The 19,780-nt window shown below is 64.4% G+C and carries 22 protein-coding genes, 2 rRNA genes and 1 pseudogene (1 of these 25 only partly in view); 5 read left to right on the top strand and 20 right to left on the bottom strand.

What is annotated here, in order from left to right:
- Positions 1 to 190 precede the first annotated feature (190 nt).
- Both B9N93_RS25080 and B9N93_RS23505 read right to left on the bottom strand, forming a co-directional pair.
- On the bottom strand, positions 191 to 418 hold the full coding sequence (locus tag B9N93_RS25080) for a DUF2934 domain-containing protein (protein WP_125469197.1): 228 nt from the start codon (positions 416 to 418) through the stop codon (positions 191 to 193).
- A 251-nt stretch (positions 419 to 669) separates the two neighbouring features.
- Positions 670 to 921, bottom strand: coding sequence for a hypothetical protein (locus B9N93_RS23505; RefSeq protein ID WP_085216815.1), 252 nt, complete (start codon positions 919 to 921; stop codon positions 670 to 672).
- A 274-nt stretch (positions 922 to 1,195) separates the two neighbouring features.
- Here B9N93_RS23505 and B9N93_RS23500 point away from each other — a divergent pair, with 274 nt between their 5' ends.
- The gene (locus B9N93_RS23500) at positions 1,196 to 1,495 is read left to right on the top strand and encodes a DUF6794 domain-containing protein (RefSeq protein WP_085216814.1); all 300 of its coding nucleotides are present in this window, start codon (positions 1,196 to 1,198) and stop codon (positions 1,493 to 1,495) included.
- Positions 1,496 to 1,655: 160 nt separating this feature from the next.
- Here the strand turns inward: B9N93_RS23500 and B9N93_RS26755 are convergent, their stop codons facing one another.
- The 14 genes from B9N93_RS26755 to B9N93_RS23435 form a co-directional block, all read right to left on the bottom strand.
- Positions 1,656 to 6,239 (bottom strand): glucoamylase family protein, encoded by a 4,584-nt coding sequence (locus B9N93_RS26755; RefSeq protein WP_085216813.1) that lies wholly within the window; start codon positions 6,237 to 6,239, stop codon positions 1,656 to 1,658.
- 303 nt (positions 6,240 to 6,542) lie between these two features.
- Positions 6,543 to 6,992 carry a DUF2383 domain-containing protein gene (locus B9N93_RS23485; RefSeq protein WP_085216811.1) on the bottom strand — a complete coding sequence of 150 codons (450 nt, stop codon included), beginning with the start codon at positions 6,990 to 6,992 and terminating at the stop codon, positions 6,543 to 6,545.
- 12 nt (positions 6,993 to 7,004) lie between these two features.
- The gene (locus B9N93_RS25865) at positions 7,005 to 7,427 is read right to left on the bottom strand and encodes a phage holin family protein (RefSeq protein WP_176225427.1); all 423 of its coding nucleotides are present in this window, start codon (positions 7,425 to 7,427) and stop codon (positions 7,005 to 7,007) included.
- Positions 7,424 to 7,723, bottom strand: a complete 300-nt coding sequence (locus B9N93_RS25860; RefSeq protein ID WP_176225426.1) for a hypothetical protein — start codon at positions 7,721 to 7,723, stop codon at positions 7,424 to 7,426. The genes B9N93_RS25865 and B9N93_RS25860 overlap by 4 nt, the downstream gene beginning before the upstream one ends.
- 273 nt (positions 7,724 to 7,996) lie before the next feature.
- Positions 7,997 to 8,200, bottom strand: coding sequence for a CsbD family protein (locus B9N93_RS23475; protein WP_085216809.1), 204 nt, complete (start codon positions 8,198 to 8,200; stop codon positions 7,997 to 7,999).
- Between the two features lie 176 nt (positions 8,201 to 8,376).
- On the bottom strand, positions 8,377 to 9,069 hold the full coding sequence (locus B9N93_RS25075; protein ID WP_176225425.1) for an antA/AntB antirepressor family protein: 693 nt from the start codon (positions 9,067 to 9,069) through the stop codon (positions 8,377 to 8,379).
- A 283-nt stretch (positions 9,070 to 9,352) separates the two neighbouring features.
- The gene (locus B9N93_RS23465) at positions 9,353 to 9,667 is read right to left on the bottom strand and encodes a BON domain-containing protein (RefSeq protein ID WP_085216808.1); all 315 of its coding nucleotides are present in this window, start codon (positions 9,665 to 9,667) and stop codon (positions 9,353 to 9,355) included.
- 48 nt (positions 9,668 to 9,715) lie between these two features.
- Positions 9,716 to 10,237 carry a hypothetical protein gene (locus B9N93_RS23460; RefSeq protein ID WP_085216807.1) on the bottom strand — a complete coding sequence of 174 codons (522 nt, stop codon included), beginning with the start codon at positions 10,235 to 10,237 and terminating at the stop codon, positions 9,716 to 9,718.
- 22 nt (positions 10,238 to 10,259) lie between these two features.
- Positions 10,260 to 10,643 carry a BON domain-containing protein gene (locus B9N93_RS23455; RefSeq protein ID WP_085216806.1) on the bottom strand — a complete coding sequence of 128 codons (384 nt, stop codon included), beginning with the start codon at positions 10,641 to 10,643 and terminating at the stop codon, positions 10,260 to 10,262.
- Between the two features lie 121 nt (positions 10,644 to 10,764).
- A complete protein-coding gene (locus B9N93_RS25855; protein WP_176225424.1) occupies positions 10,765 to 10,914 on the bottom strand; it encodes a hypothetical protein in 150 nt (49 codons plus the stop codon).
- 6 nt (positions 10,915 to 10,920) lie between these two features.
- The gene (locus B9N93_RS23450; RefSeq protein ID WP_085216805.1) at positions 10,921 to 11,334 is read right to left on the bottom strand and encodes a PRC-barrel domain-containing protein; all 414 of its coding nucleotides are present in this window, start codon (positions 11,332 to 11,334) and stop codon (positions 10,921 to 10,923) included.
- Positions 11,335 to 11,528: 194 nt separating this feature from the next.
- Positions 11,529 to 11,888: a four-helix bundle copper-binding protein gene (locus B9N93_RS23445; protein WP_085216804.1), complete on the bottom strand. Its 360-nt coding sequence runs from the start codon at positions 11,886 to 11,888 to the stop codon at positions 11,529 to 11,531.
- A gap of 251 nt (positions 11,889 to 12,139) precedes the next feature.
- On the bottom strand, positions 12,140 to 12,379 hold the full coding sequence (locus B9N93_RS23440) for a hypothetical protein (RefSeq protein ID WP_085216803.1): 240 nt from the start codon (positions 12,377 to 12,379) through the stop codon (positions 12,140 to 12,142).
- A 4-nt stretch (positions 12,380 to 12,383) separates the two neighbouring features.
- Positions 12,384 to 12,617, bottom strand: a complete 234-nt coding sequence (locus B9N93_RS23435) for a hypothetical protein (protein ID WP_125469196.1) — start codon at positions 12,615 to 12,617, stop codon at positions 12,384 to 12,386.
- A 153-nt stretch (positions 12,618 to 12,770) separates the two neighbouring features.
- Between B9N93_RS23435 and B9N93_RS23430 the strand changes: the two genes are divergently transcribed.
- Both B9N93_RS23430 and B9N93_RS23425 read left to right on the top strand, forming a co-directional pair.
- Positions 12,771 to 13,784: a Gfo/Idh/MocA family protein gene (locus B9N93_RS23430; RefSeq protein ID WP_085216801.1), complete on the top strand. Its 1,014-nt coding sequence runs from the start codon at positions 12,771 to 12,773 to the stop codon at positions 13,782 to 13,784.
- Between the two features lie 224 nt (positions 13,785 to 14,008).
- Positions 14,009 to 14,419, top strand: a complete 411-nt coding sequence (locus tag B9N93_RS23425; RefSeq protein WP_217807394.1) for a helix-turn-helix domain-containing protein — start codon at positions 14,009 to 14,011, stop codon at positions 14,417 to 14,419.
- A 608-nt stretch (positions 14,420 to 15,027) separates the two neighbouring features.
- Here B9N93_RS23425 and B9N93_RS26940 read toward each other — a convergent pair.
- A pseudogene (locus B9N93_RS26940) lies at positions 15,028 to 15,243 on the bottom strand (antA/AntB antirepressor family protein); the annotation flags it as partial.
- A gap of 353 nt (positions 15,244 to 15,596) precedes the next feature.
- On the bottom strand, positions 15,597 to 15,773 hold the full coding sequence (locus B9N93_RS25850) for a hypothetical protein (RefSeq protein WP_176225423.1): 177 nt from the start codon (positions 15,771 to 15,773) through the stop codon (positions 15,597 to 15,599).
- Between the two features lie 283 nt (positions 15,774 to 16,056).
- Between B9N93_RS25850 and B9N93_RS23415 the strand changes: the two genes are divergently transcribed.
- Both B9N93_RS23415 and B9N93_RS23410 read left to right on the top strand, forming a co-directional pair.
- The gene (locus B9N93_RS23415) at positions 16,057 to 16,515 is read left to right on the top strand and encodes a hypothetical protein (RefSeq protein WP_085216799.1); all 459 of its coding nucleotides are present in this window, start codon (positions 16,057 to 16,059) and stop codon (positions 16,513 to 16,515) included.
- A gap of 425 nt (positions 16,516 to 16,940) precedes the next feature.
- Positions 16,941 to 17,933 (top strand): replication initiation protein, encoded by a 993-nt coding sequence (locus B9N93_RS23410; RefSeq protein WP_085216798.1) that lies wholly within the window; start codon positions 16,941 to 16,943, stop codon positions 17,931 to 17,933.
- A gap of 97 nt (positions 17,934 to 18,030) precedes the next feature.
- Here B9N93_RS23410 and rrf read toward each other — a convergent pair.
- Positions 18,031 to 18,143: ribosomal RNA gene (rrf, locus tag B9N93_RS23405) — 5S ribosomal RNA — on the bottom strand.
- A gap of 89 nt (positions 18,144 to 18,232) precedes the next feature.
- Positions 18,233 to 19,780 (bottom strand): 23S ribosomal RNA (locus tag B9N93_RS23400) (it continues 1,343 nt past the right edge of the window).

Genomic DNA, 19,780 nt, shown 5'->3' with positions numbered 1-19,780 from the left:
TCCCCGCGCCGGGAAGCGGACGCAAAAAGGCCGGCTGGGTTGCCCAAGCCGGCCTAGACGCATCCTTTGGCCTTCCCTGTGCCCGGCGCGCGCATCCATTGCGCCTCCTTGCGGGGACGGGCGCATGATGCCCCAAGGCGTTCCCCGCCGCCTATCGGGAGAATTACCTAGGCCGGTGGCCGGGCCGGAATCAGTTCCCTTCGCTGGCGAGCGCCGCCCGGACCTCGGCCTCGGCGGCCAACCAGTCGTCCATCTCGTGGCCCGGCTCGAAGCCCCTTTGCTCGGCCTTCAGGTAGGCGCATTCGGAAATGCGCCGCATCAATTCGGCCTCGAACGAGGGGCCGGGATCGTCCAGGGACAATCGCGGGCCGGGGAAGGGTTCCGACCGCGTGGCCGGCTGCGGGCTTGGGTTTGCCATGGCAATATCCACCGTGTTGGGGGTTCAAGACCGGCGCGCCCCGGAATAAGCAAAAGGCCGGTCCCGGTTGCCCGGGCCGGCCTTTCCATCCTTGGGCCGCTTCCGCCTCCTGCGCGCATTCCCGTACCTCGGCCAAAGGGTAGGAATGTGGCGCGACCCTTCCATCTTCCCCGCGCCGCCGCGCCGGGCCAATACGGCGAACCACTTATTGCCAAGCATGGCGGGGGAGCAGTCTGTCGCCTCCCCGGCGCTCAATGGCGGTCGTCGCCACGGGTGGGATAGCTGTAGATGGCCGGGCCGCTGGCCTGGTCCACATAGAGGATTTCGGCCTTGGGCGCTGCGCGGGCCGGAACCGGCTGGGCCATGCCGGGGATGGCCGGGGCGGAGGCGGCACTGGCCGGGGCCGGACCGGTGTCCTGGGTTCCAGGGAGGGTTCCGCCCTGGGCGGAGGCGGCTTGGGCGACGGCCAGGGCGGCGAGGGCGATGTAGGCGCGGAGGTTCATGGGGGCTCTCCTATGGTGGCGGGGTAGGAGCCGACGGTGCGGCTTGGGGCACAGTGTGGAGAAGCCGGGTTTATAAATAAAATCGTTTGTTTTTATTTTTATAATCGCTTTTATCTATCAAATAGGCCGATGACCGCCGGTGGGACCGGGACCGTTGCGGCACCGGATTCCGGTCGCGCCCCGGCAGGCGGGTCTGGGCTTGCCGCCGCCGCCCAGACCGGACCATCATCCCTTTCCCGGCCCGTTCCCGTGGCCTTCCGCCCCCGATAGATCGATGAACACCCCCCACGCCCCGTTCGACCCGAAATCAGAACCGGATTGCCCCTTGACCCTGCACGATGCCGTGGCGCGGACGCTGGACCACCTGTCGGAGCGGGAGGCCAGGATCATCGCCCACCTGCCGGAAACCGGACTGGAAGAATTGAACCGCTACGGACTGGGGGCGGACATCCGCAAGCGGTTCGCGCTGTGGCGGGGCAACCGGGGCTTGATGGCGGCGTGCGGGGCGCTGAACCCGGAGGATGCGTCGCTGGAGATCATCCGGGCGGTGTGGGAGCGGCTGCGGGCGGGCTGAACGCGGGCGACAAAAAAGCCGATAGGGGAGAGAGAGGGGATCCTATCGGCTTCCGGTCGTTGGGAGTCCATTCCCTGGCAATCTGGGAAGGGTGCCTCCTTGAGGAACCTGATGCGCGGTTGGACCTTGGATGCGCGGATGAGTTCCGCTGATGGTGCTCCTAGCCGGAACCTCCCCCAACCCGGATCACCGCCTGGGCCGAGACCACCGCCTCGGCCGGCAAGGGATTGCGGGTCTCGGCCCCGTCCGGGCAGCGCTCGGCCAGCAACAGGGCGGCGGCGCGGACCCTGGGCACCGAATGGAAACGATGGCGCATCGTCCCGTCATGGACGGCGTTGGCGAGCGCGACCAGGGTCATGCCCTGGTGGTGGGCCATGTAACAACGCACCGGCGCGAAGCGCTGGCCCGCGCCGAGGCGGGACGGGGTGAAATCCAGGGCTTCGTAGAACCCGTAGCGGCCCTCGGCCCCCAGATCGGCCAGGCGGTCGTAGTTGAGGGCGGCGGCCTTGGGGTAATACATCGCGGCCAGGGCCGTGGCGTAGGGCGCGACCACCCAATCCCGCCCCAATCCCCGCTTCATCCCCAAATCCGGCACGCCGAAGGCCGAATATTGGTAGGTGCCCTGCGCGTCGCGGCCATTGCAGGCCGATTCCGAAACGCCCCAGGGAATCCCGAGTTGCCGGCCATGGTCGATCTGCCGCGCCACCGCCCGGCGGCAGGTGCGGTCCAGCAGGCTATAGCGCGGCGCGTAGCCGACCAGGGCGGGCATCAGGTATTCGAACATCGAACCCGACCAGGACAGCAACACCCCGCCGCGGCGGGTATGGACCATGCGGCGGCCCAGGCGCAGCCAATGCGCGGCGGGCACCTCGTGCTTGGCGATGGCGATGAAACTGGCGAGCCGGGCTTCCGAGGCCAGCAGGTCGTAATAGCTGGGGTCGAGCCGGCCCGCTGCGACCTGGTAGCCCAGGGAAAACAGGTTGCGCTCGCCATCGTAGAGGCAACGGAAATCCATCCCCTGGAACAGGGCTTCCAGCCGGACGGCGAGTCGCTCCAACCGCCGCGCCAGTTCCGCCGCCCGCTCCCCGGCCCGGCGCAGCAAGGCCGCGACCGCCCACGGCCCGCGCAACCCGGCCAAGGCCAGGGCGTAGGCCGGGGCCAGTTCGCCCAGGGGCGTCGCCAAGGCGAGGTGTTCCAGCGGCCCCGCGTCGGGATGGCCGGCCCACCCGAGCCAGGGCAGGAACCCGTCGATATCGCGCAGATGGGAACGGACGTCCTCCCGCAAGGCTTCGGCCCAGGCCAGGACTTCGCGGGCCTCCACGCCGCCCTGGCCGTCGGCCAGGGCTTGGGCCGATTCCAGCAAGCCCTCGGCGCGGGCCGGAAGCTGGCCCCATAAGCGGTGCCAATCCTCGGCCACGGTCGGGGGCCGTTCCAGCAAGGCCCCGAACTCGGCGCATTTCCGGCGGAGTTCCGCCAGCGGGGCGGATGCGGGAACCAGGTCCAGGGCGGAATCCAGCAGGTGCCGGGTATCGGCCAGCCCCTTCAGCGCCGTGGGCAAATCCAAGGGCCGCGCCGCCCATTCCCGGCACAGCGCGGCCAGGGTCAGGAGGTGCCCGGCCAGGTTGCCGCTATCCACGGTCGAGACGAAGCGCGGTTCCAGGACGTCCAAGGCGCGGGTGTCGTACCAGTTGTAGAAATGGCCGTTGAGGCGCGGCAGCCGGTCCAATGTATCCAGGCTGGCCTCCAGCCGGTCCAGGGCGTCGGCCAAACCCAACCAGCCGAAATCCCGCGCCGCCGCCACCGACAGCAGGTACAGCCCGAAATTGGTCGGCGAGCCGCGCTGGGCCACCACCGGCTCCGGGATTTCCTGGAAATTGTCCGGCGGCAAGTGGTTTCCGGCGGCGGTGACGAAGGTGGTGAAGAAACGCCAGGTCCGCCGCGCCACCCGCCGTAGCCGGGCGATGGCCTGGGGGTCGGGGAGTTCGGCCCGGTCGGGCCGGGGCGGGCGGCCCAGGCCATGGGCCACGAGGGGGGCCAGCCACCACAGCAGCAGGAACGGCGCGGCCAGGCCGAGCCGGGCCGGGTCGGACCACCAGACCAGGGCCGCGATCCCGCCGACCGTCGCCGACGACAAGGCCATCGGCAGGAGGCACTCCTTCGGCCCCCGGCCCGCCGCCATCTTGGCCTCCAAGGCCGTGACCCAGCGCAGCAAATGGCGGCGGCTGACATAGAGCCGCCACAGGCTGCGGCCCACGGCGTCCAGCATCAGCCCGGCCCGCTGCGCCAGGAGGACCAGGCCGAAAAAGCCGCGGGCGGTTTCCAGCCACACCGCCCCGGCCTTGGCGCGGAGATGGATGACCAGCGGCACATCGGGCGGCGGCGGGCCGAACCCGTCCACCACCGCCAGCAGCGCGGGCAGGCCCAGGGCCGCCAGCACCAAGCCCAGCGCCCATGCCACCGGCATCCCCGGCACCGCCCAGGCCGCGACCAAGGTCGCGAACGCCCCCGGTGCGGACAGCGAGCGGCGCAGGTTGTCCAGCATCTTCCAGCGCCCGGCCAGGGGCACCCCATGGCGACGGCTCCCGCATATCCAGGGCAGCAACTGCCAATCCCCCCGCGCCCAGCGGTGTTCCCGCAGGGCGGCGACGCCGACGTGGGAGGGGTACTCCTCGAACAAAGAGATATCGCCGACCAGGGCGCAGCGGGCGAACACGCTCTCGAACAGGTCGTGGCTGAGCAGGGTGTTGTCCGGCACCCGCCCGGCCAGGGCCGCCTCGAAGCTATCGATTTCGTACAAGCCCTTGCCGCTGTAGGTGCCCGACCCGAACAAATCCTGGTAAAGCTCGGAGGCCGAGCTGGAATAGGCGTCCAGGCCGCTGGCCCCGGCGAACACCCGGTGGAACAGCGAGCGTTCCCGCCGCCCCGGCAGGGCCGGCGTGACCCTGGGCTGGAAGATGGCATAGCCCTCGACCACCCGCCGCGCCACCGGATCGAACACGGGCCGGTTCAAAGGATGCGCCGCGACCCCGACCAAAGCCGCCACCACGCCCATGGGCAGTTGGGTATCGGCGTCCAGGGTCAGCACGTAGCGCACGCCCGGCGGTGCCCCGTCCGGGTCCAGGAACGAGGTATCGGCCGCCCCGCGCAATAGCCGGTTGAATTCGTGCAGCTTGCCGCGTTTGCGTTCCCAGCCCATCCAGCGGCCTTCGGCGGGGTTCCACAGCCGCCTGCGGTGGAACACGAAGAAACGCCGCGCCCCATATTTGGCGTTCAGCGCCGCCACGCCGTCCAGGGCGAGCCGCAACAAGGGACCGTCCTCCGGCAGGGTCTCGCGGTCGGCGTCGGCCCAGTCGGACAGCAGGGCGAAATAGACCGCGCCGCCGGGATTGGCGAGGTAATGGATTTCCAATTGCGCGATCTGTTCGCGCACCCCCTGGGTATTCAAAAACAGCGTGGGCACCGCCACGCAGGTGGCGCGGTCCTCCGGCACGCCGCGCTCGAATTCCAGCCGGGGCAGATGGGCGGGCGGCAATCCCAGCAGGATGAAACGGTTCAGCAGGCCCATGGCGATATCCATGGCCGGGAACAGGGCAAAAACACCCGCCAGCGCCGCCGCGTGGGCCGCGCTCCAAAACGGCACCAACGCCGCCAGGGCCAGCACCGTGGCGCTGCCGAGATAAATCGGCCACGCCTGGGCCACATAGGCCCGCAGGAAGCGCTGCTTCGGCGAGGGCCGGAAGCCGACCTCCCGCTCGAAGCCATAACGCCCCGGCCCGATCAGGTAATAGCCGGGTTCCTGGGCGCGGGGATCGGCGGCCCGTTCCACCCGTTCGCCCACCCGGCAGGCGATTTCCAATTCGGTATGGGGCGAATTGCGGGCCAGGTTCTCGATGGCGTGGCGGTAGCGGTCGCGGGTGGCGAAATCCATCTCCGCATAGCCGGCGTGGGCGCGTAGGCATTCGTCCACCACGCTCACATCCTCCACGAAGCGTGGCCACTCGAAAGCCGCTATCGCCTTCATGCTGGTGATGATGTGGCGGGCGGTCAGGTTGTCGGCGTTCTCGGCGGCGCGTTGCCACCGCGCGGACGGGGCCGGGTCGGCCTTCAAACCGCGCAAGACCCGCACCGCCAGCCGCCGGAGGTTCTCGACCAGCACCACCCGCAGCGTGATCGGCACCGCCCACAGTTCGCCCAGCCGCAGCGGCTCGACCGTCTGGTAGGCCCGCACGAACCCGGCCAGCGATTGCGCCGAAAACCGGCTGTCGGTGTGGGCGATCCAGGCCCAGGCGAGGCCGTAGACCCTGGGATAGCCCGCCAGCGGCCCCGCCGCCAGCCGGGGCAAGCCCCGGTAATAGCCGTCCGGGAGGTCGGATTCGATCCCGCCGATCTGGGCCTCGATGGTGTGGATGTTGTCCAGCAGCCATTCCGCCGCCTGGGTGATGGCCCGGCCTTCCCCGACCGCCGCCACCACGGCGCGGTAGGCGGTGCGGAGCAGGCGGGCGTTTTCCCGCACCCTGGGCAGGAGTTCGCGGCGGGGGGCGGCGGGGCCGGTTTTCTGGGCGCGGGCGAGTCCGGTGGCGAGCTGGCGCAAGCGGGCCGGGCCGAACACCTCGAAGCGGATCGGTCCCGGCCCGCCGCCTGGATCGTCCAGGCGGGGGGCGCGGCGGCGCTCCGGGGCGCGGGCAACGGAGGGATGGGTGCGCTGTGTTGGCACCCAGGCGGTGAAGCGGTTCAAGCGGCCCATGGACGTTCCTTGTCGAGGGTGGGTAGAGGTGGGGCACGTAGGCCCGGACGGTCGGCGGCGCGTTACGGATCGGTGGGAGGGGTTCGATCCTGTGCCCCGGCTTGGATGGTTTCGCCGCTCACTTCGGTTTCTATGGTCCTGCCTTTGGGGCCGTAGGTGATTTTCGCGCGGAATTCCTGGCGTCGTTCCCGTATCGCCTTCCATTTACCTTTGGCGAACAAATAAGGGTTCAACTCATATTCGGCCCGTCCGACCCTGAGCATGATTCCCGCTTTTACGTATTCATCGCGGACGTGGTCGCGCTCACAGGTTCGACAGGCGGTCTTCCAGCCAGGCGCGGTGCCTGCGCTCGTCGGCCAGGTTGCCGGTCAGGGTATTTTGCAGGCGGGGGGCGAGGTCGTCGCGCTCCAGGGCTTGTTCATAGGCTTGATGGGGGCCGTCCTCGTTGGAGCGCATGGCCGAGAGGATGCCGATATCGCCGACCAAGCCACCGATGATGACCTTGCCCTGGGTCAGCACCGCCTTGAAATCGGCCTCGTCGGGCGGCCGCCGACCCCTATCGCGCAGGAGGTGGCCGAGTTCCTGGATATGGCGCAGATGATCGTTCATGAACTGGCCGAGCTGGTCGCGGGCGACGGGATCGTCCAACCGCTGGATGGCCGCCTCGTAGGCCGCCGCCGCGCCGAACTCCAGTTCCAGCAGATGGTTCAAGGTGTCGATCACCGGGCGTTCCGTGCCGATCAAAGTCGCCATGGGCGGTCCTCCCTATTTGAACTGTTCCTTCAGCAGCTCGGAATCGCGCCGCAGGGATTCGCCGCTGCGGCGAGGCGCGAGGTCGCCCAGTTTCAGGTTATGGCGGCCCCACAGCAGGAGGCCGGTTCCCGCCGCCGTCAGCGCGAGGCCGACCAGCAAGGGCGACAGCCAGGGATAATCCAGCGCGGTCGCGCCCAGCATTTGGTTCACGCCCGCCACCCAGGCCAGGGCCAGGATCAGGATGCCGACCAGCAGCAAGCCGCCGCCGATGGCGATCCCGCCCGCGCCCGCCTTGGCGTCGGCCAGCTTGGCCGCGATTTCGGCCTTGACCAGTTGGGTTTCCTGGCGCGCCAGGGTCGAGAATTCGCGGCTCAAGTCGGAAAACAGGGTCGCCAAGGAGAATTCCCGCTTGGCCGGGTTTTCGTCGGAAGTCATGGTTGCGTTCCCTCGCGAGCTGCGGATGGGCGGGCCGGGTTCGGGGCGGAGGCCCGCGCCGTGGCCTTGAGAAACCGCGCCAGCACCACCCCGGCGGCGACGCTGCCACCGAAGAACAGGCCCGGATGCTGGCGGGCGTAGTCCTCGACCTGGCCGAGCAGGGCGCGGGCGTCTTGTGGGCTCAGGTTCCCGGCGATGCGGTCCAGCGAATCCGCCGCCCGGCCTACCCATTGGGCCGAGGCCGGGCGCTGTTCCGAGTCCAGGTTCTGGGCGGTGCGGCGCAGGGCGTCGGCCATGCCGCCGGGGTTCCGGTATTCCTATGGATCATGGGGATTCCCCGGTTGCCGGTATTGTTCGCATCCCATGGATAACCCAGGCCATAAGCCCGGAATAATCCCGCCGACAGGCGATGCGCCATCCGAAAACCACCGGATAAAAAAGCAGCGCTTAGAACCTATCCAAGCGCTGTAGCTTTCGCCAATGATCTACTCAGATGGAACACGCATCCGTGGAAAATGGCGGCGGGCCGGGCTTCCATGCCCGGCCCGCCCCGGACCTATCGCAATCGGTCAATGCTTGATAGTCCAATTGAAGTTATCGACCTGCCGCTCGGCTTCGTCGCGGGCCAGGCCATAACGTTCCTGGATCAAGCCGACCAGCTTTTCATGTTCACCGGCCACCTGTTCCAACTCGTCGTCGGTCAAACGGCCCCATTGGGCTTTGACCGAACCTTTGACCTGATGCCATTGGCCTTTCACAACATCCCAATTCATAACCGGTCTCCTGGAGTATCTATTGATCGTCGGATATCCTTTCGACCGGAGGGAACCGCTAAAATTGCATCCATTCCGGTCCCTGGAAATACCTAGGTATGTTTACTAGGGGATTCCACGGGGCCGCAAGGGTTTTATCCCGGATGGGATTCATAACCGCCGCGGTGGGCCACCGCCTATTTTGGATACCAGTCGCGCCCGGTGCGGGCTTCGAGCCTGTGGAGGGCGTCCATCGGCCCTTCCAGGGCGGCGGCGCAACCGGCCAGGGCGGAGGTGAGCTGCCAGAGTTCGGCGGCCTGGATCACCAGCATGTCGCCGACGCCTGGGAAGCCCTTGCGCACGCGCCCGACGACCTCCAGCGGGGATTCGCCGCGTTCCAGGTGTTGGCGGGCCAGTTCGGAGAGGGCGGCGCGGATGGGGCCGAAACTCCTGAGGGCCAGGGTGTGGGCTTCCTGGTTGATGGCGGATTGGAGTTCGTCGGTGAGGAGGTTCTGGGCGCGGGACTGGGCGGTTTCGCGCAGGCGGCGTTCGCAGTCGATGAAGTAGCGGCGGGCCTCCCGGCCTTTTTCGTTGTTTTCGACCATCGACAATTCCCTCGCCATGTCGAGGGCGAGGTAGTAGTCCTTGCGGTTGTGGCCCCCGCGTTTTGCTTGGGAATTTTCCCAAACAATCGCAAAGTCTTGATTCTCAATAAATTCGTACTTCTTGATCCGGTCCTTGATCCAGTGGGCGAACTCGTCGCCGTTTTCAAGGAAGGCATGGAGCGTGCGGGCATCGCAAACGTGCATTTGCACACCGCCGATTTTGCCCAGGAAGACAGGAACGAGTTGGTTGAACGCGGAAGCGCCCGGAGGGGTAGGTATAGACATGGCTGCTTTCAAGATAAGGAAAGTAGACACCACTCCCAAACGAGACCAATCGTATGGAGGTGGACTGAACGGAATTGGTCTTACCGGAAAGCAACGGCCAGCCTTACAGCTGCCCCGTCCAGCCCACCATAAGTAGGTGCGAACACCGGACACAGCCACGAACGGATGATGACTGCGCCGTTTCTTCCAACAGGAGACCAATCCCGACCGCAGGAGCGACCCGCGGCACGGGGAGGATAGGCGGATGGCGGGATGGGATCAAGGCGGCCCCGGCGCATGCGGATCATTTGAGCCGGATATCGTTCTTGACGGTTTTCACCCCGGCAACATTGCGGGCGACTTCCACCGCCTGCCGGATTTCGCTGCGCGAACCGACGAAACCGCTCAATTGCACCACGCCCTTGAAGGTTTCGACATTGATATCGCCGGAACTCAGGCCCGGCGAATTGAGCAAAGCCGCCTTCACCTTGGTGGTGATGGCGCTATCGTCCAGATATTCCCCGGTCCCTTCCGATTTCGGGGTCGGGGCGCAGCCCGGCATAGCGGCCAGCCCCAGGGCCAGCAATAACGCGGCGCATAATCCAGCCCAGGTTTTCATGCGGATATCTCCCATACAAGGCCGACCCCGGCGCCGCAGGGGATTACGCTAGGTTTTCACGGTGGTTTCGCCCGAGGTCGAAATATCCTCCGCGTTGGCCCGCTCGAAAATATCCTTGGCCTTGTCCCGTGCCTCCGCGCTTTCGGTATGCACCGAGATCAGGGCGTTGCCACCCTTGATCTTGCCCTCGTAGCGCTTGGCCTCATATTCGGGTATCCCCAGCCCGATCAAAGCCCCGGTCAAACTCCCGGCGGCGGCCCCGACGGCCGCCCCGCCCAAAGCCCCCATGATCGGCCCGGCGGCGATCAAGGGACCGACCCCCGGTATCGCCAAGCTGCCGATACCCGCCAACCAGCCCAGTATCGCGCCGATGCCCAGGCCGGTACCGCCGCCGATGGTCGCACCCTCGGGTGCCTTGGTATGTTTCTCGTGGGCGAAATCCTGGGTGCCGGATTTGTCCGGGAACAGCACCGAAATATCGTTATTGGAGAATCCGGCCAGTTTCAGCCGGTCCACGATCAACTCCGCCTGTTGCATATCCTGGGCGATGCAATATACCGCTTTCTTCATGATGGCGATCTCCTGGGGGCCGTTAAGGCGACTTGGGTTCGAGCTGGTTGTCCACTTGTTTCACGCCGCGGGTTCGCTCGGCGATGGTTTGCAATTTGGTTTTCTCGGCGGGGGTTTCCACCGGGCCGCGCAAAGTCACGAGGCCGCCGCGCACGATGATCTTGGCGTTATGGGCATCGACGGAAAGGGATTTGTCCTTGACCACGGCCTTGCGGATCGAGGCGGCGAGATTGCGGTCGGCGCTGGATTCGTTTTGGTCTTCCGGCGTGACGGTATTGCCGCCTTGGTCGCGGGTGTTGCGTCCGGTGTTTTCTTGCGGGGCGGCGGGGGCGGCCCGGACGCTATCGAAGCCCAGGGCCGAAACCACCGCCAGGGTGGAGAGAAAGAGGCTGAATCCTTTCGGCATAAATGGCTCCCGATCCTTGGGATTTTAGCGTGCCGATGATGATAGGGGGCCGAAGCTAGGCCGGGAATCCGGTGGAGTCTGTACGTTATCGCACAGATCGCCGCCGGCCCGGCCCGCTGATTCAGCCCGGCCCGAACAGGTTGTTGCCGAAAATCACCCATAGGACCAATAGCACACCCACCGGCAGGCCCAGGGCGTATAGGATTAAATAGGCCACCCGGCCCCGTTCGGACCAGGGCGAACGGGGCGCGTTCCTTGGTTTGCTCCACATGGCGAGTCACATGCGGGTTGGGTTGGCCGGATGCTGATAAGCCCGGTAATAATTATTCACCTGGGCCATCCAATCCGGGTTGGCCATATCGGGCCAATCGTCCTTGTCGAAGCCGGGCGCGTTCTCCAATACCGATTTATCGATATCCAGTTCGAGGCGCTTATTCAAGGTATCGAGCTTCAGGGCGTTCCAGGGCACGGCGAACAGCTTTTCCCCGATCCCCATCAGGCCACCGAAGGACAAGACCGCATAGGCCACCGTGCCGGTGTTCATGTCCAGCATGATTTCCTTGATATCGCCCAAAACCTCGCCCCGCGCATTGCATACATCGTCCCCGAGCAGGGTATCCGCGCCCATCAGGCGGGGGCCGGGTCCGGCGGACTTATACATGCCATAGGTATCGCGTTGCTCGTCATTCATAACCACCTCCCGTCGCGACCGTGGTCGATGAGAATCCTGGGAATCGGGGCCGGGTCCGGCCCGCGATTCCTGTTGAAGATACCGGATCGGCGGGGGTTTTTCGGTTGGGCAACGCACATAGCGGCGAAACTTCCCAGGGGGATAGGGATTGCCACGGGGGCGGGCCGTCGGGCATCTGGCCTCCGGCGCGGCGTTCAGGGCAGGGGGTGGGAACCCGCCATCTGGCGGCAACTCTGGGCGCAGGCCCGGCAGGCCGCAACGCAGCGCTCCATGCCGCCGATGCGTTCGCAATCGTGGGCGCAGGCTTCGCAGACCTCGGCGCACAGCCCGCACAGGCGGTGGTGGAACCTGACGCCGGTCAGCATGAAATCCGCCGCGAGCCGGCACAACTGGGCGCAACCCAGCATGAGGCGGAAATGCTCGGGGGCCACGTGTTCGCCGCCGGTCTCCAGGCAATGGTTCATGGCGGTTTCCAGACAGGTTTGGTGGCAATGGGCGCAGGCGTCGATACAGGCCCGCGTGGCTTCTTCCATCTTCGAGGCTGTGGCTGGCATGGGACGGCCCTCCGGTCGTGGGGAAAGCGCGATTTAGCCTGGAAAACGGGGCGGAAGTCGGTGCGGTGGCGCACGTAGGGGGGATGCTCCGCTTTCCGGCTCAATCTGCGCCGTGCGTCGTCCCAGGATTCGCCGGGCCGGGCGTGCTTCTCGGTCGCTGCCCGCGCAAAAAAAAGCCCGGCACGGTGCCGGGCGGAATCCCAGCCCCGGCACGCCGGGGACGGGCACGCTGCCTACTGCCTAGCCTCGATTCAGTGGAACACCCCGCCGCCCGGCCCTTCCTGGACGCCGTCCTGCGCCTCCCGCCGCCGCTGGCCCTGGAACCGCGCCAGGGCCGTGCCCAGCGTCGCCGCCAGGACCGCGAAGCCTTCGGGATTGAAATTCAAGGTGGCGAAACCGATCTTCACATGGAAGGCGTTGCAACCGGGGCAATAATCGACCGAACACCCGCTTTCGCTGGCGAGGGTCTGGACGCGGCAAGTCTGCTTCATGGCTTCACCCCAAACGCTCGACCAGCCGCCAATAGGCCCGCATCCGCCGGTAGGTGCATCGCTCCCGCAAGGGCACCCGGCCATCCCCCCCGGCTAGCAAGCCGTCCACGCAATCGGCGATCCGGCCCGCCGTCGAGGCCGAGGGGGCGCGGGCGTAGCGCATCAGCAAGAAGCGCAGGGGTTGCAACGAAGGGTCGAGCGGGGCGGCCTGTCCGGTCCCGGCGGGGCGTGTCGGCATGGCGTTCATAGGGTCTCCCGGTGTGTGGGGCGTTTGCTAGATGATAATGGTTATCATTTAAAGGTCAAGTCCGGTTTTCACTTCGCCGCTAGCGCCGCCCCGTCCCGCCACGCTAGGCTGTCGCCCCGCAACACCCACCCGGAGGCCATCGCCATGTCCGAATCCACCCGTAAACTCCGCTGGGGCATCCTCGGTGCCGCCAGGGTCAACGAACGCCTATTGCCCGCCATCGTCGAGGCCCGCGATTCCGAACTGGTCGCCATCGCCAGCCGCCGCCCCGGCGCCGCCGCCGCCTGCCTCGCCCGCTATGCCCCCGGCCACGGCGCGAAAACCTACGACGCCCTGGAGCCCCTGCTGGAAGACCCGGCGGTGGACGCCGTCTACCTGCCGCTCGCCAACCAGGAACACGCCGAATGGGGTTTGAAAGTCCTGGAGGCCGGCAAGCACCTCCTGTGCGAGAAACCCATGGCCCTGCGCGTGGCCGATATCGAGGCCATCGAACGGGCCGCCCAGGACCGCGGCCTGGTGGCGATGGAAGGCTTCATGTACCGCTTCCATCCCCAGCACCAACGCATCCGCGACTTGCTCGACGCGGGCGTCCTGGGCGATATCCGCAGCGTCCGCGCCACTTATTCCTTCACCATGCGCCCGGCCCGCATGTACCGGATCGACCGTCCCCCCGAACAGGGCGGCGGCGCGATGTGGGATATCGGTTGCTACGCCATCCATTCGTTGCGGGCCTACCTCGACACGCCGCCGCTGGCCGTGGCCGCCCTGGCCCATTACAACGCGCACGGCGCGGACACCGGCATGAGCGGGGTGGTGGATTTCGGCGGGGGGCGGCATGGGCTGTTCGATTTCAGTTTCGAGCGGGCCAGGCGCTCGGAATACGAGATCATCGGCACCCAGGGCGGGGCCAAGTGCCATACCGTGTGGCAGTTGCCGGGCGATACGCCGGTGATTTCCTGGTGGACCGAGGAGGGCCGCGAGGGCGTGGAGCGGCTGGCCCCGGCCAATCATTTCCGGCTGGAGGTCGAGCATTTCGCCGATTGCGTCCTGGAGGGCCGGACGCCCGCCCTGGCGCTGGCGGACGCCAAAGCCAATTGCCGCCTGATCGGCGCCGCCCTGCGCTCGGCGGCCACGGGCCGGGCCGAACGGCTGGACTGAAACCGGCGGTCCGTGGCGGGGTTTCCGGCGTCGCCACGGGCGGTAAAAAATCACAAATGTCCAGATATCTAGTTCACAGCTTCCATCCGGCGGCAGCAGATACACTCACCCCCGAAGCCGCCCGGTTGGGCAATCCCCCGGCGCTTCCCCCCCGATGGCCGATCCAAGCCCGGCCTCTAACGATGGCCCCATGAATCCGCACCGCACCGAGCAGGGTATGACGCATGTTCCAAATCGCCGAAGTCTACGTCGATACCGAGGCTTTCAAGCAGGACACGGGCCGTGAGTCCATCCCCGGACTCTCCTCCCAGCCCAGCAAGGCGCCCTGCGACGCCTGCCCGAGCCGCAAGACTTGCGCTTCCGGCCTGGCCTGTCCCGATTTCTCGGCCTTTGTGTTCAACGGCAAACTGGTCGATTCCGACCGCCGCCCATCCGGCAACGTCTACAGGCAGGTGTTCTCCGAACCGCGGCAGACCTCCGAATTCCTGGCTCCCAAGGTGCTGGGGCTGGTCGCCAGCGGCTATTCCTACCGGCGGATCGCCCGCCAGCTCAACCTGAGCAAGGACACGGTGCTGGACATCGTGAAGCGCGACCGCGCCAAGCGGGCCGCCGCCCAGGCCGCCCAGGCTTCCTGAGCCGCCGCCGCGTTGACCCGTACCGTCGCCGCCCCTATGATGCGGGGCGGTGACGTGCCGTTTTTTTCCCTACATACACATTCCAGCGGAGGCGATCATGGGCAAGTTGTTGAAGACCGTGGGCGAGGGTTTGGTTTGGGGTTTCACCATGGCGCTGGGCTGGATCGCGGCCTTCGCGCTGCTGGGCGCGATGACCGCCGCCTGAAGCCGTCCCGGCGCGAAAAAGCCGCGTGAGCGGCTTTTTTTGTGCCCCGCCTATTTTGGATACCCGTCGCGCCCGGTGCGGGCTTCGAGCCTGTGGAGGGCGTCCATCGGCCCTTCCAGGGGCAGCGGCGCAACCGGCCAGGGCGGAGGTGAGCTGCCAGAGTTCGGCGGCCTGGATCACCAGCATGTCGCCGACGCCTGGGAAGCCCTTGCGCACGCGCCCGACGACCTCCAGCGGGGATTCGCCGCGTTCCAGGTGTTGGCGGGCCAGTTCGGAGAGGGCGGCGCGGATGGGCACGGCGTTCGCATTCGATGAAGTAGGTGCGGACCTGATGGCCTTTCGCGTTGCGCTCCATCATGGCGATGTGCTTGGCGGTTTCGAGGGTGAGTTGGTAATCGATAGGTGGGCGGCCCCCGAGGGGGTTTTCGCCAGATTTGGCGAAAACCTCCACGTAGTCCTGATTGGAAATGAAACCGCCATCTTTGAGGCGTTTCTTGATCCAGTTGGAAAAGTCGCGGGCCACGCCGAGGAAGGTGTGAAGATCGCGGGCATCGACGAGTTGGACGGTTTGCCCGTTGAGTTCGCCGGCGAAAACCGGCACGAGATCGGTGCTGTTCATGATGATACCTTCATGAACGAGTTTGGAACCCCTCCCCGAACGACGCCAAACGTAAGGAGATGGGACTAAACGCGGATGGCGTACCGGCACGAAGGAAACCGGCCTGCCCGGAGGCAGCCGCGTTCAGCCCGCATCATTGATAGACGTGCATGAACGTCGCACATAAAAAGCCGCAATTTGATAGCGCGGCTGTGCGTCTTCGTATTCCGGGACGCCAATCCCGGCCACGGGATTGACCGTGGCGGGATAAGTTTGCAAAGGGTGCGTTTGCCCGCCCGTTTTGGCGGACAAACGACCGTCCGGGATTTTTGAAAGCGCGGGACGGAGTCGCGGGTTAGTCCCTGTCCTTCGGCTCACTCCATAAACCGCCCCAATGCGAAAATCACCGCGCCAGGGAACAGCAAGGCCGGTCCCCACCAGCCCCCCACCACCGTCGCGACCACCCCGCCGGCCAGGATCACCACCCCGGCCACCTGCAACTTGCCGCCCGTGGTGCGGATCGGCGCGGCATTTTGATTTTCTTCGGACATAGCTCCTCCTCGATGGGGTTATCGATAGTTTTGGCAACGAACCAACGGAAGGGCCATGCTGACAGGTTGGACGGGCGCGGGAAAGACCCGCAGGTCGAATTTCACCGCCTAGAAGGCATGGCCGGGGCGTGTGCTGTTGGGGCTGTCTAGCTATAAAAACACATATGCCCCGTTAATATTCACATGCCTATACGGAAAAACATCACTGCCTAGGTTTTGGGACTTTCTTATAGTTCTCCCCGTCGCCGGAACCCACCCAACCCCAACAACGCGGGAGAACTCCATGAACACTCTGAGCAAGGCTTTCATCGCGGTCGCGGCCGCGGTCTTGAGCGTCGGCGCGTCCGCCGGCACCGGCTATTACACCCATGGCGGCGGCGTCAACGTTCCCGGCGGTTCGACCTCCAGTTTCGGGACGCCGGTCGCCGTGTTGACCACCACGGTCGCTCCTGGCAGCTATCTCATCACCGCCCGGATCGACGGGCATTCCTACGCCCCCAACAGTGGGGCCAGTTGCTATTTCCTGCACAACCAGACCCAGGCCGGTACCGAGTACTACACGGTGGATACCTCCTCGGACTGGTCGCGTTTGTCCAACGTGAGCCTGGTCGCCCTGAACCGCTTCACCACCGAGGTCGAGGCCCAGGTCAGCTTGGTGTGCGCCCATGGCTACGGTTTCGCCAATGCCTCGATCTTCGGCGGCGAGATGACGCTGACGCCGGTGGACGCCATCGGCCCGTAATGGCGGCCCCGGACCTGAGAAAAAGCCCCGCGTCCTGGAGGACACGGGGCTTTTTTGTTTCCAAGCGTGGCGACAAATCGCAACGACGACAAAAAGACGGTGCGGCCCGCCCTCTTTTTTCAACCTGTTTTTCCTCCTTGTTTTTCCCCTGTTTTTCCTTGTTTTCCGGCGCTGGAAGCTGCGGCGGACAAGGTTTCCAGCGTCCACACGACGACAAAAAGACGGTAAACGACTACAAAAAAACGGTTGACCACGACAGAAAGGCGGTTGAATAACGACGCAAAAACGGTTGAACAACGACAGAAAAGCGGTGATATCCGCGAGTTATCCACAAATCAACGACAAATAAATTTTTTGTCGTTGATTTTCACGGGGACGTGCGTAGACTGGAACGGGCTATTCCTATTCCAAAGGGGACTCCGAGCATGGAACTTAAAAATTTTGTCGTGACCAAGGCCAACGCCTTGATACAAGCCAGCTATCGCCTAAACCTCAACGAACAACGCTTGGTCCTGTGTTGCGTGGCGCAACTGGACCCCCGCCAGCCCTTAGCCAAAGACGACTTGTTCACGGTGAACGTGGCCGACTTCGCCGCGATGTTCTCACTGGACATGAAGAACGCTTATCGGGAGTTGGAGGACGCCGCTACCGCCCTTTACGAACGCGATATCCGAACCCACGACGGTAAAGCCCGCGAGCGCTTCCGCTGGGTTTCCTATGTGAAGTACGAAACTGGCGAAAGCCGGGTAACGCTGCGCTTCAGCTACGACATAGCGCCATACCTCAGCTTGCTGCGTGAACGCTTTACTTCCTATCAGCTTGAGCAAATCTCCAGCCTGCGCTCGACCTATTCGATCCGCCTGTTCGAGTTCCTCATGCAATACAAGAAAACCGGGCGGTTGATCGTCCTGCTGAAGGATTTCAAGACGTGGCTCGAACTGGAATCCCAATATCCGCGCTTTTTCGATTTGCAACGCCGCGTCATCGATCCCGCAGTACAGGAACTCCGGGAGAAGAACCAGTTGGATATCCAGTGGAAGGCCATCAAGAAAAGCCGCTCGGTGGAACGTCTGGAATTTACCTTCAAGTTCAAAGAAGAAGTCCCGCTTTCCGCCGCCGCTTTGCCCGCCGGAGCGCCCGAACTGAAGCCCGCGACCATCGAAAGATTCCGGGAGCTTTATCCGCGCCTCGATCCCTACGCTTGCAAGAATGCTTTCGACCACTGGACCGCAACAAAGAAGCGTCCCGCCGATTACGACCAAGCATTCCTGGGCTTCGCCGCCAAATGGCAACAGCCCAAACCGTCGAAATCCAAACAACCCAGCCAAATCACGCGGGAAGAGATCGAAAAACACGCCCGGCCCGGCGAATCCTGGGACGATGTGAGGAGTCGGCTGAGCCGGAAGGCGGGAAGCTGATCGATGGGACGGGCGCGGGGAACGCCCCGGCCGGTTTCCTCCGGCCAAAGAAAAAGCCCCATGTCCTGTGGAGGGCAAGGGGCTTTTCTATTTAGATGCCTGGCGGTTCCCTACTTTCACATGGGTAACCACACTATCATCGGCGCTAAGCGGTTTCACTTCCGAGGTCGGGATGGGATCGGGTGGTTCCCGCTCGCTATGGCCACCAGGCAAAACTGGTCGGTCGGAGCGTAGCTCAAACAACACTGGAAAACGTACACGTCGCGTAATGCGTCAACACCACACCGTTTGGGTGTTATATGGTCAAGCCTCACGGGCAATTAGTACTGGTTAGCTTCATCCATTACTGGACTTCCACACCCAGCCTATCAACCTGGTGGTCTACCAGGGCCCTTCGGGGGACTCGAGGTCCCAGGGAGATCTCATCTTGGGAGGGGCTTCCCGCTTAGATGCTTTCAGCGGTTATCCTGTCCGAACATAGCTACCCGGCTGTGCCACTGGCGTGACAACCGGAACACCAGAGGTTCGTTCACTCCGGTCCTCTCGTACTAGGAGCAACTTCCCTCAAATCTCCAACGCCCACGGCAGATAGGGACCGAACTGTCTCACGACGTTCTAAACCCAGCTCGCGTACCACTTTAAATGGCGAACAGCCATACCCTTGGGACCGGCTACAGCCCCAGGATGTGATGAGCCGACATCGAGGTGCCAAACACCGCCGTCGATATGAACTCTTGGGCGGTATCAGCCTGTTATCCCCGGAGTACCTTTTATCCGTTGAGCGATGGCCCTTCCATACAGAACCACCGGATCACTAGAACCTACTTTCGTACCTGCTCGACTTGTATGTCTCGCAGTCAAGCGCGCTTTTGCTCTTACACTCATAGCACGATGTCCGACCGTGCCGAGCGCACCTTCGTGCTCCTCCGTTACTCTTTGGGAGGAGACCGCCCCAGTCAAACTACCCACCATGCACGGTCCCCGGTCCGGATCACGGACCTAGGTTAGAACTCCGAATTCACCAGGGTGGTATTTCAAGGTTGCCTCCGCCGGAACTAGCGTCCCGGTTTCACAGGCTCCCACCTATCCTACACAAGCGAAGTCAAAGTCCAGTGCAAAGCTATAGTAAAGGTTCACGGGGTCTTTCCGTCTAGCCGCGGGTACACTGCATCTTCACAGCCAATTCAATTTCACTGAGTCCCGGGTGGAGACAGTGTGGCCATCGTTACGCCATTCGTGCAGGTCGGAACTTACCCGACAAGGAATTTCGCTACCTTAGGACCGTTATAGTTACGGCCGCCGTTTACCGGGGCTTCGATCAAGAGCTTCGCTTGCGCTGACCCCATCAATTAACCTTCCGGCACCGGGCAGGCGTCACACCCTATACGTCCACTTACGTGTTTGCAGAGTGCTGTGTTTTTAATAAACAGTCGCAGCCACCGTTTTCTTGCAACCCCCATCCGCTGCGCCCGCGAGGGGCCTCACGTACCGGGGGCGTACCTTCTCCCGAAGTTACGGTACCATTTTGCCTAGTTCCTTCACCCGAGTTCTCTCAAGCGCCTGGGGATTTTCACCCTGCCCACCTGTGTCGGTTTTGGTACGGCCCGATCCAACCTGAAGCTTAGAGGTTTTTCTTGGAAGCATGGCATCAATCACTTCGGCCCCATTGCTGGGGCTCCGTCGTCACATCTCGGAATTGATTCCCCGGATTTGCCTAAGGAACCTTCCTACCTGCTTAAACCGGGACATCCAACACCCGGCTGACCTAGCCTTCTCCGTCACCCCATCGCAGTTGGTACGGGTACGGGAATATTAACCCGTTTTCCATCGACTACGCCTTTCGGCCT

The organism is Methylomagnum ishizawai (assembly GCF_900155475.1).
Lineage (GTDB): Bacteria > Pseudomonadota > Gammaproteobacteria > Methylococcales > Methylococcaceae > Methylomagnum > Methylomagnum ishizawai_A.
Note: the sequence above shows the minus strand (reverse complement) of the source record. Positions and strands in the feature narration are given on the sequence as shown.

Excerpts from the sequence above, each read along its gene's own strand:
- B9N93_RS23435 (WP_125469196.1), bottom strand. The coding sequence starts at position 12,617 with ATGCCGACACGCCCCGCCGGGACCGGACAGGCCGCCCCGCTCGACCCT.
- B9N93_RS25850 (WP_176225423.1), bottom strand. The coding sequence starts at position 15,773 with ATGTCCGAAGAAAATCAAAATGCCGCGCCGATCCGCACCACGGGCGGC.
- B9N93_RS25855 (WP_176225424.1), bottom strand. The coding sequence starts at position 10,914 with ATGTGGAGCAAACCAAGGAACGCGCCCCGTTCGCCCTGGTCCGAACGG.
- B9N93_RS23500 (WP_085216814.1), top strand. The coding sequence starts at position 1,196 with ATGAACACCCCCCACGCCCCGTTCGACCCGAAATCAGAACCGGATTGC.
- B9N93_RS23410 (WP_085216798.1), top strand. The coding sequence starts at position 16,941 with ATGGAACTTAAAAATTTTGTCGTGACCAAGGCCAACGCCTTGATACAA.
- B9N93_RS26755 (WP_085216813.1), bottom strand. The coding sequence starts at position 6,239 with ATGGGCCGCTTGAACCGCTTCACCGCCTGGGTGCCAACACAGCGCACC.
- B9N93_RS23450 (WP_085216805.1), bottom strand. The coding sequence starts at position 11,334 with ATGAATGACGAGCAACGCGATACCTATGGCATGTATAAGTCCGCCGGA.
- B9N93_RS23475 (WP_085216809.1), bottom strand. The coding sequence starts at position 8,200 with ATGAATTGGGATGTTGTGAAAGGCCAATGGCATCAGGTCAAAGGTTCG.
- B9N93_RS23415 (WP_085216799.1), top strand. The coding sequence starts at position 16,057 with ATGAACACTCTGAGCAAGGCTTTCATCGCGGTCGCGGCCGCGGTCTTG.
- B9N93_RS23455 (WP_085216806.1), bottom strand. The coding sequence starts at position 10,643 with ATGCCGAAAGGATTCAGCCTCTTTCTCTCCACCCTGGCGGTGGTTTCG.
- B9N93_RS23505 (WP_085216815.1), bottom strand. The coding sequence starts at position 921 with ATGAACCTCCGCGCCTACATCGCCCTCGCCGCCCTGGCCGTCGCCCAA.
- B9N93_RS25865 (WP_176225427.1), bottom strand. The coding sequence starts at position 7,427 with ATGACTTCCGACGAAAACCCGGCCAAGCGGGAATTCTCCTTGGCGACC.
- B9N93_RS25080 (WP_125469197.1), bottom strand. The coding sequence starts at position 418 with ATGGCAAACCCAAGCCCGCAGCCGGCCACGCGGTCGGAACCCTTCCCC.
- B9N93_RS25075 (WP_176225425.1), bottom strand. The coding sequence starts at position 9,069 with ATGTCTATACCTACCCCTCCGGGCGCTTCCGCGTTCAACCAACTCGTT.
- B9N93_RS23465 (WP_085216808.1), bottom strand. The coding sequence starts at position 9,667 with ATGAAAACCTGGGCTGGATTATGCGCCGCGTTATTGCTGGCCCTGGGG.
- B9N93_RS23445 (WP_085216804.1), bottom strand. The coding sequence starts at position 11,888 with ATGCCAGCCACAGCCTCGAAGATGGAAGAAGCCACGCGGGCCTGTATC.
- B9N93_RS23485 (WP_085216811.1), bottom strand. The coding sequence starts at position 6,992 with ATGGCGACTTTGATCGGCACGGAACGCCCGGTGATCGACACCTTGAAC.
- B9N93_RS23460 (WP_085216807.1), bottom strand. The coding sequence starts at position 10,237 with ATGAAGAAAGCGGTATATTGCATCGCCCAGGATATGCAACAGGCGGAG.
- B9N93_RS25860 (WP_176225426.1), bottom strand. The coding sequence starts at position 7,723 with ATGGCCGACGCCCTGCGCCGCACCGCCCAGAACCTGGACTCGGAACAG.
- B9N93_RS23425 (WP_217807394.1), top strand. The coding sequence starts at position 14,009 with ATGTTCCAAATCGCCGAAGTCTACGTCGATACCGAGGCTTTCAAGCAG.
- B9N93_RS23430 (WP_085216801.1), top strand. The coding sequence starts at position 12,771 with ATGTCCGAATCCACCCGTAAACTCCGCTGGGGCATCCTCGGTGCCGCC.
- B9N93_RS23440 (WP_085216803.1), bottom strand. The coding sequence starts at position 12,379 with ATGAAGCAGACTTGCCGCGTCCAGACCCTCGCCAGCGAAAGCGGGTGT.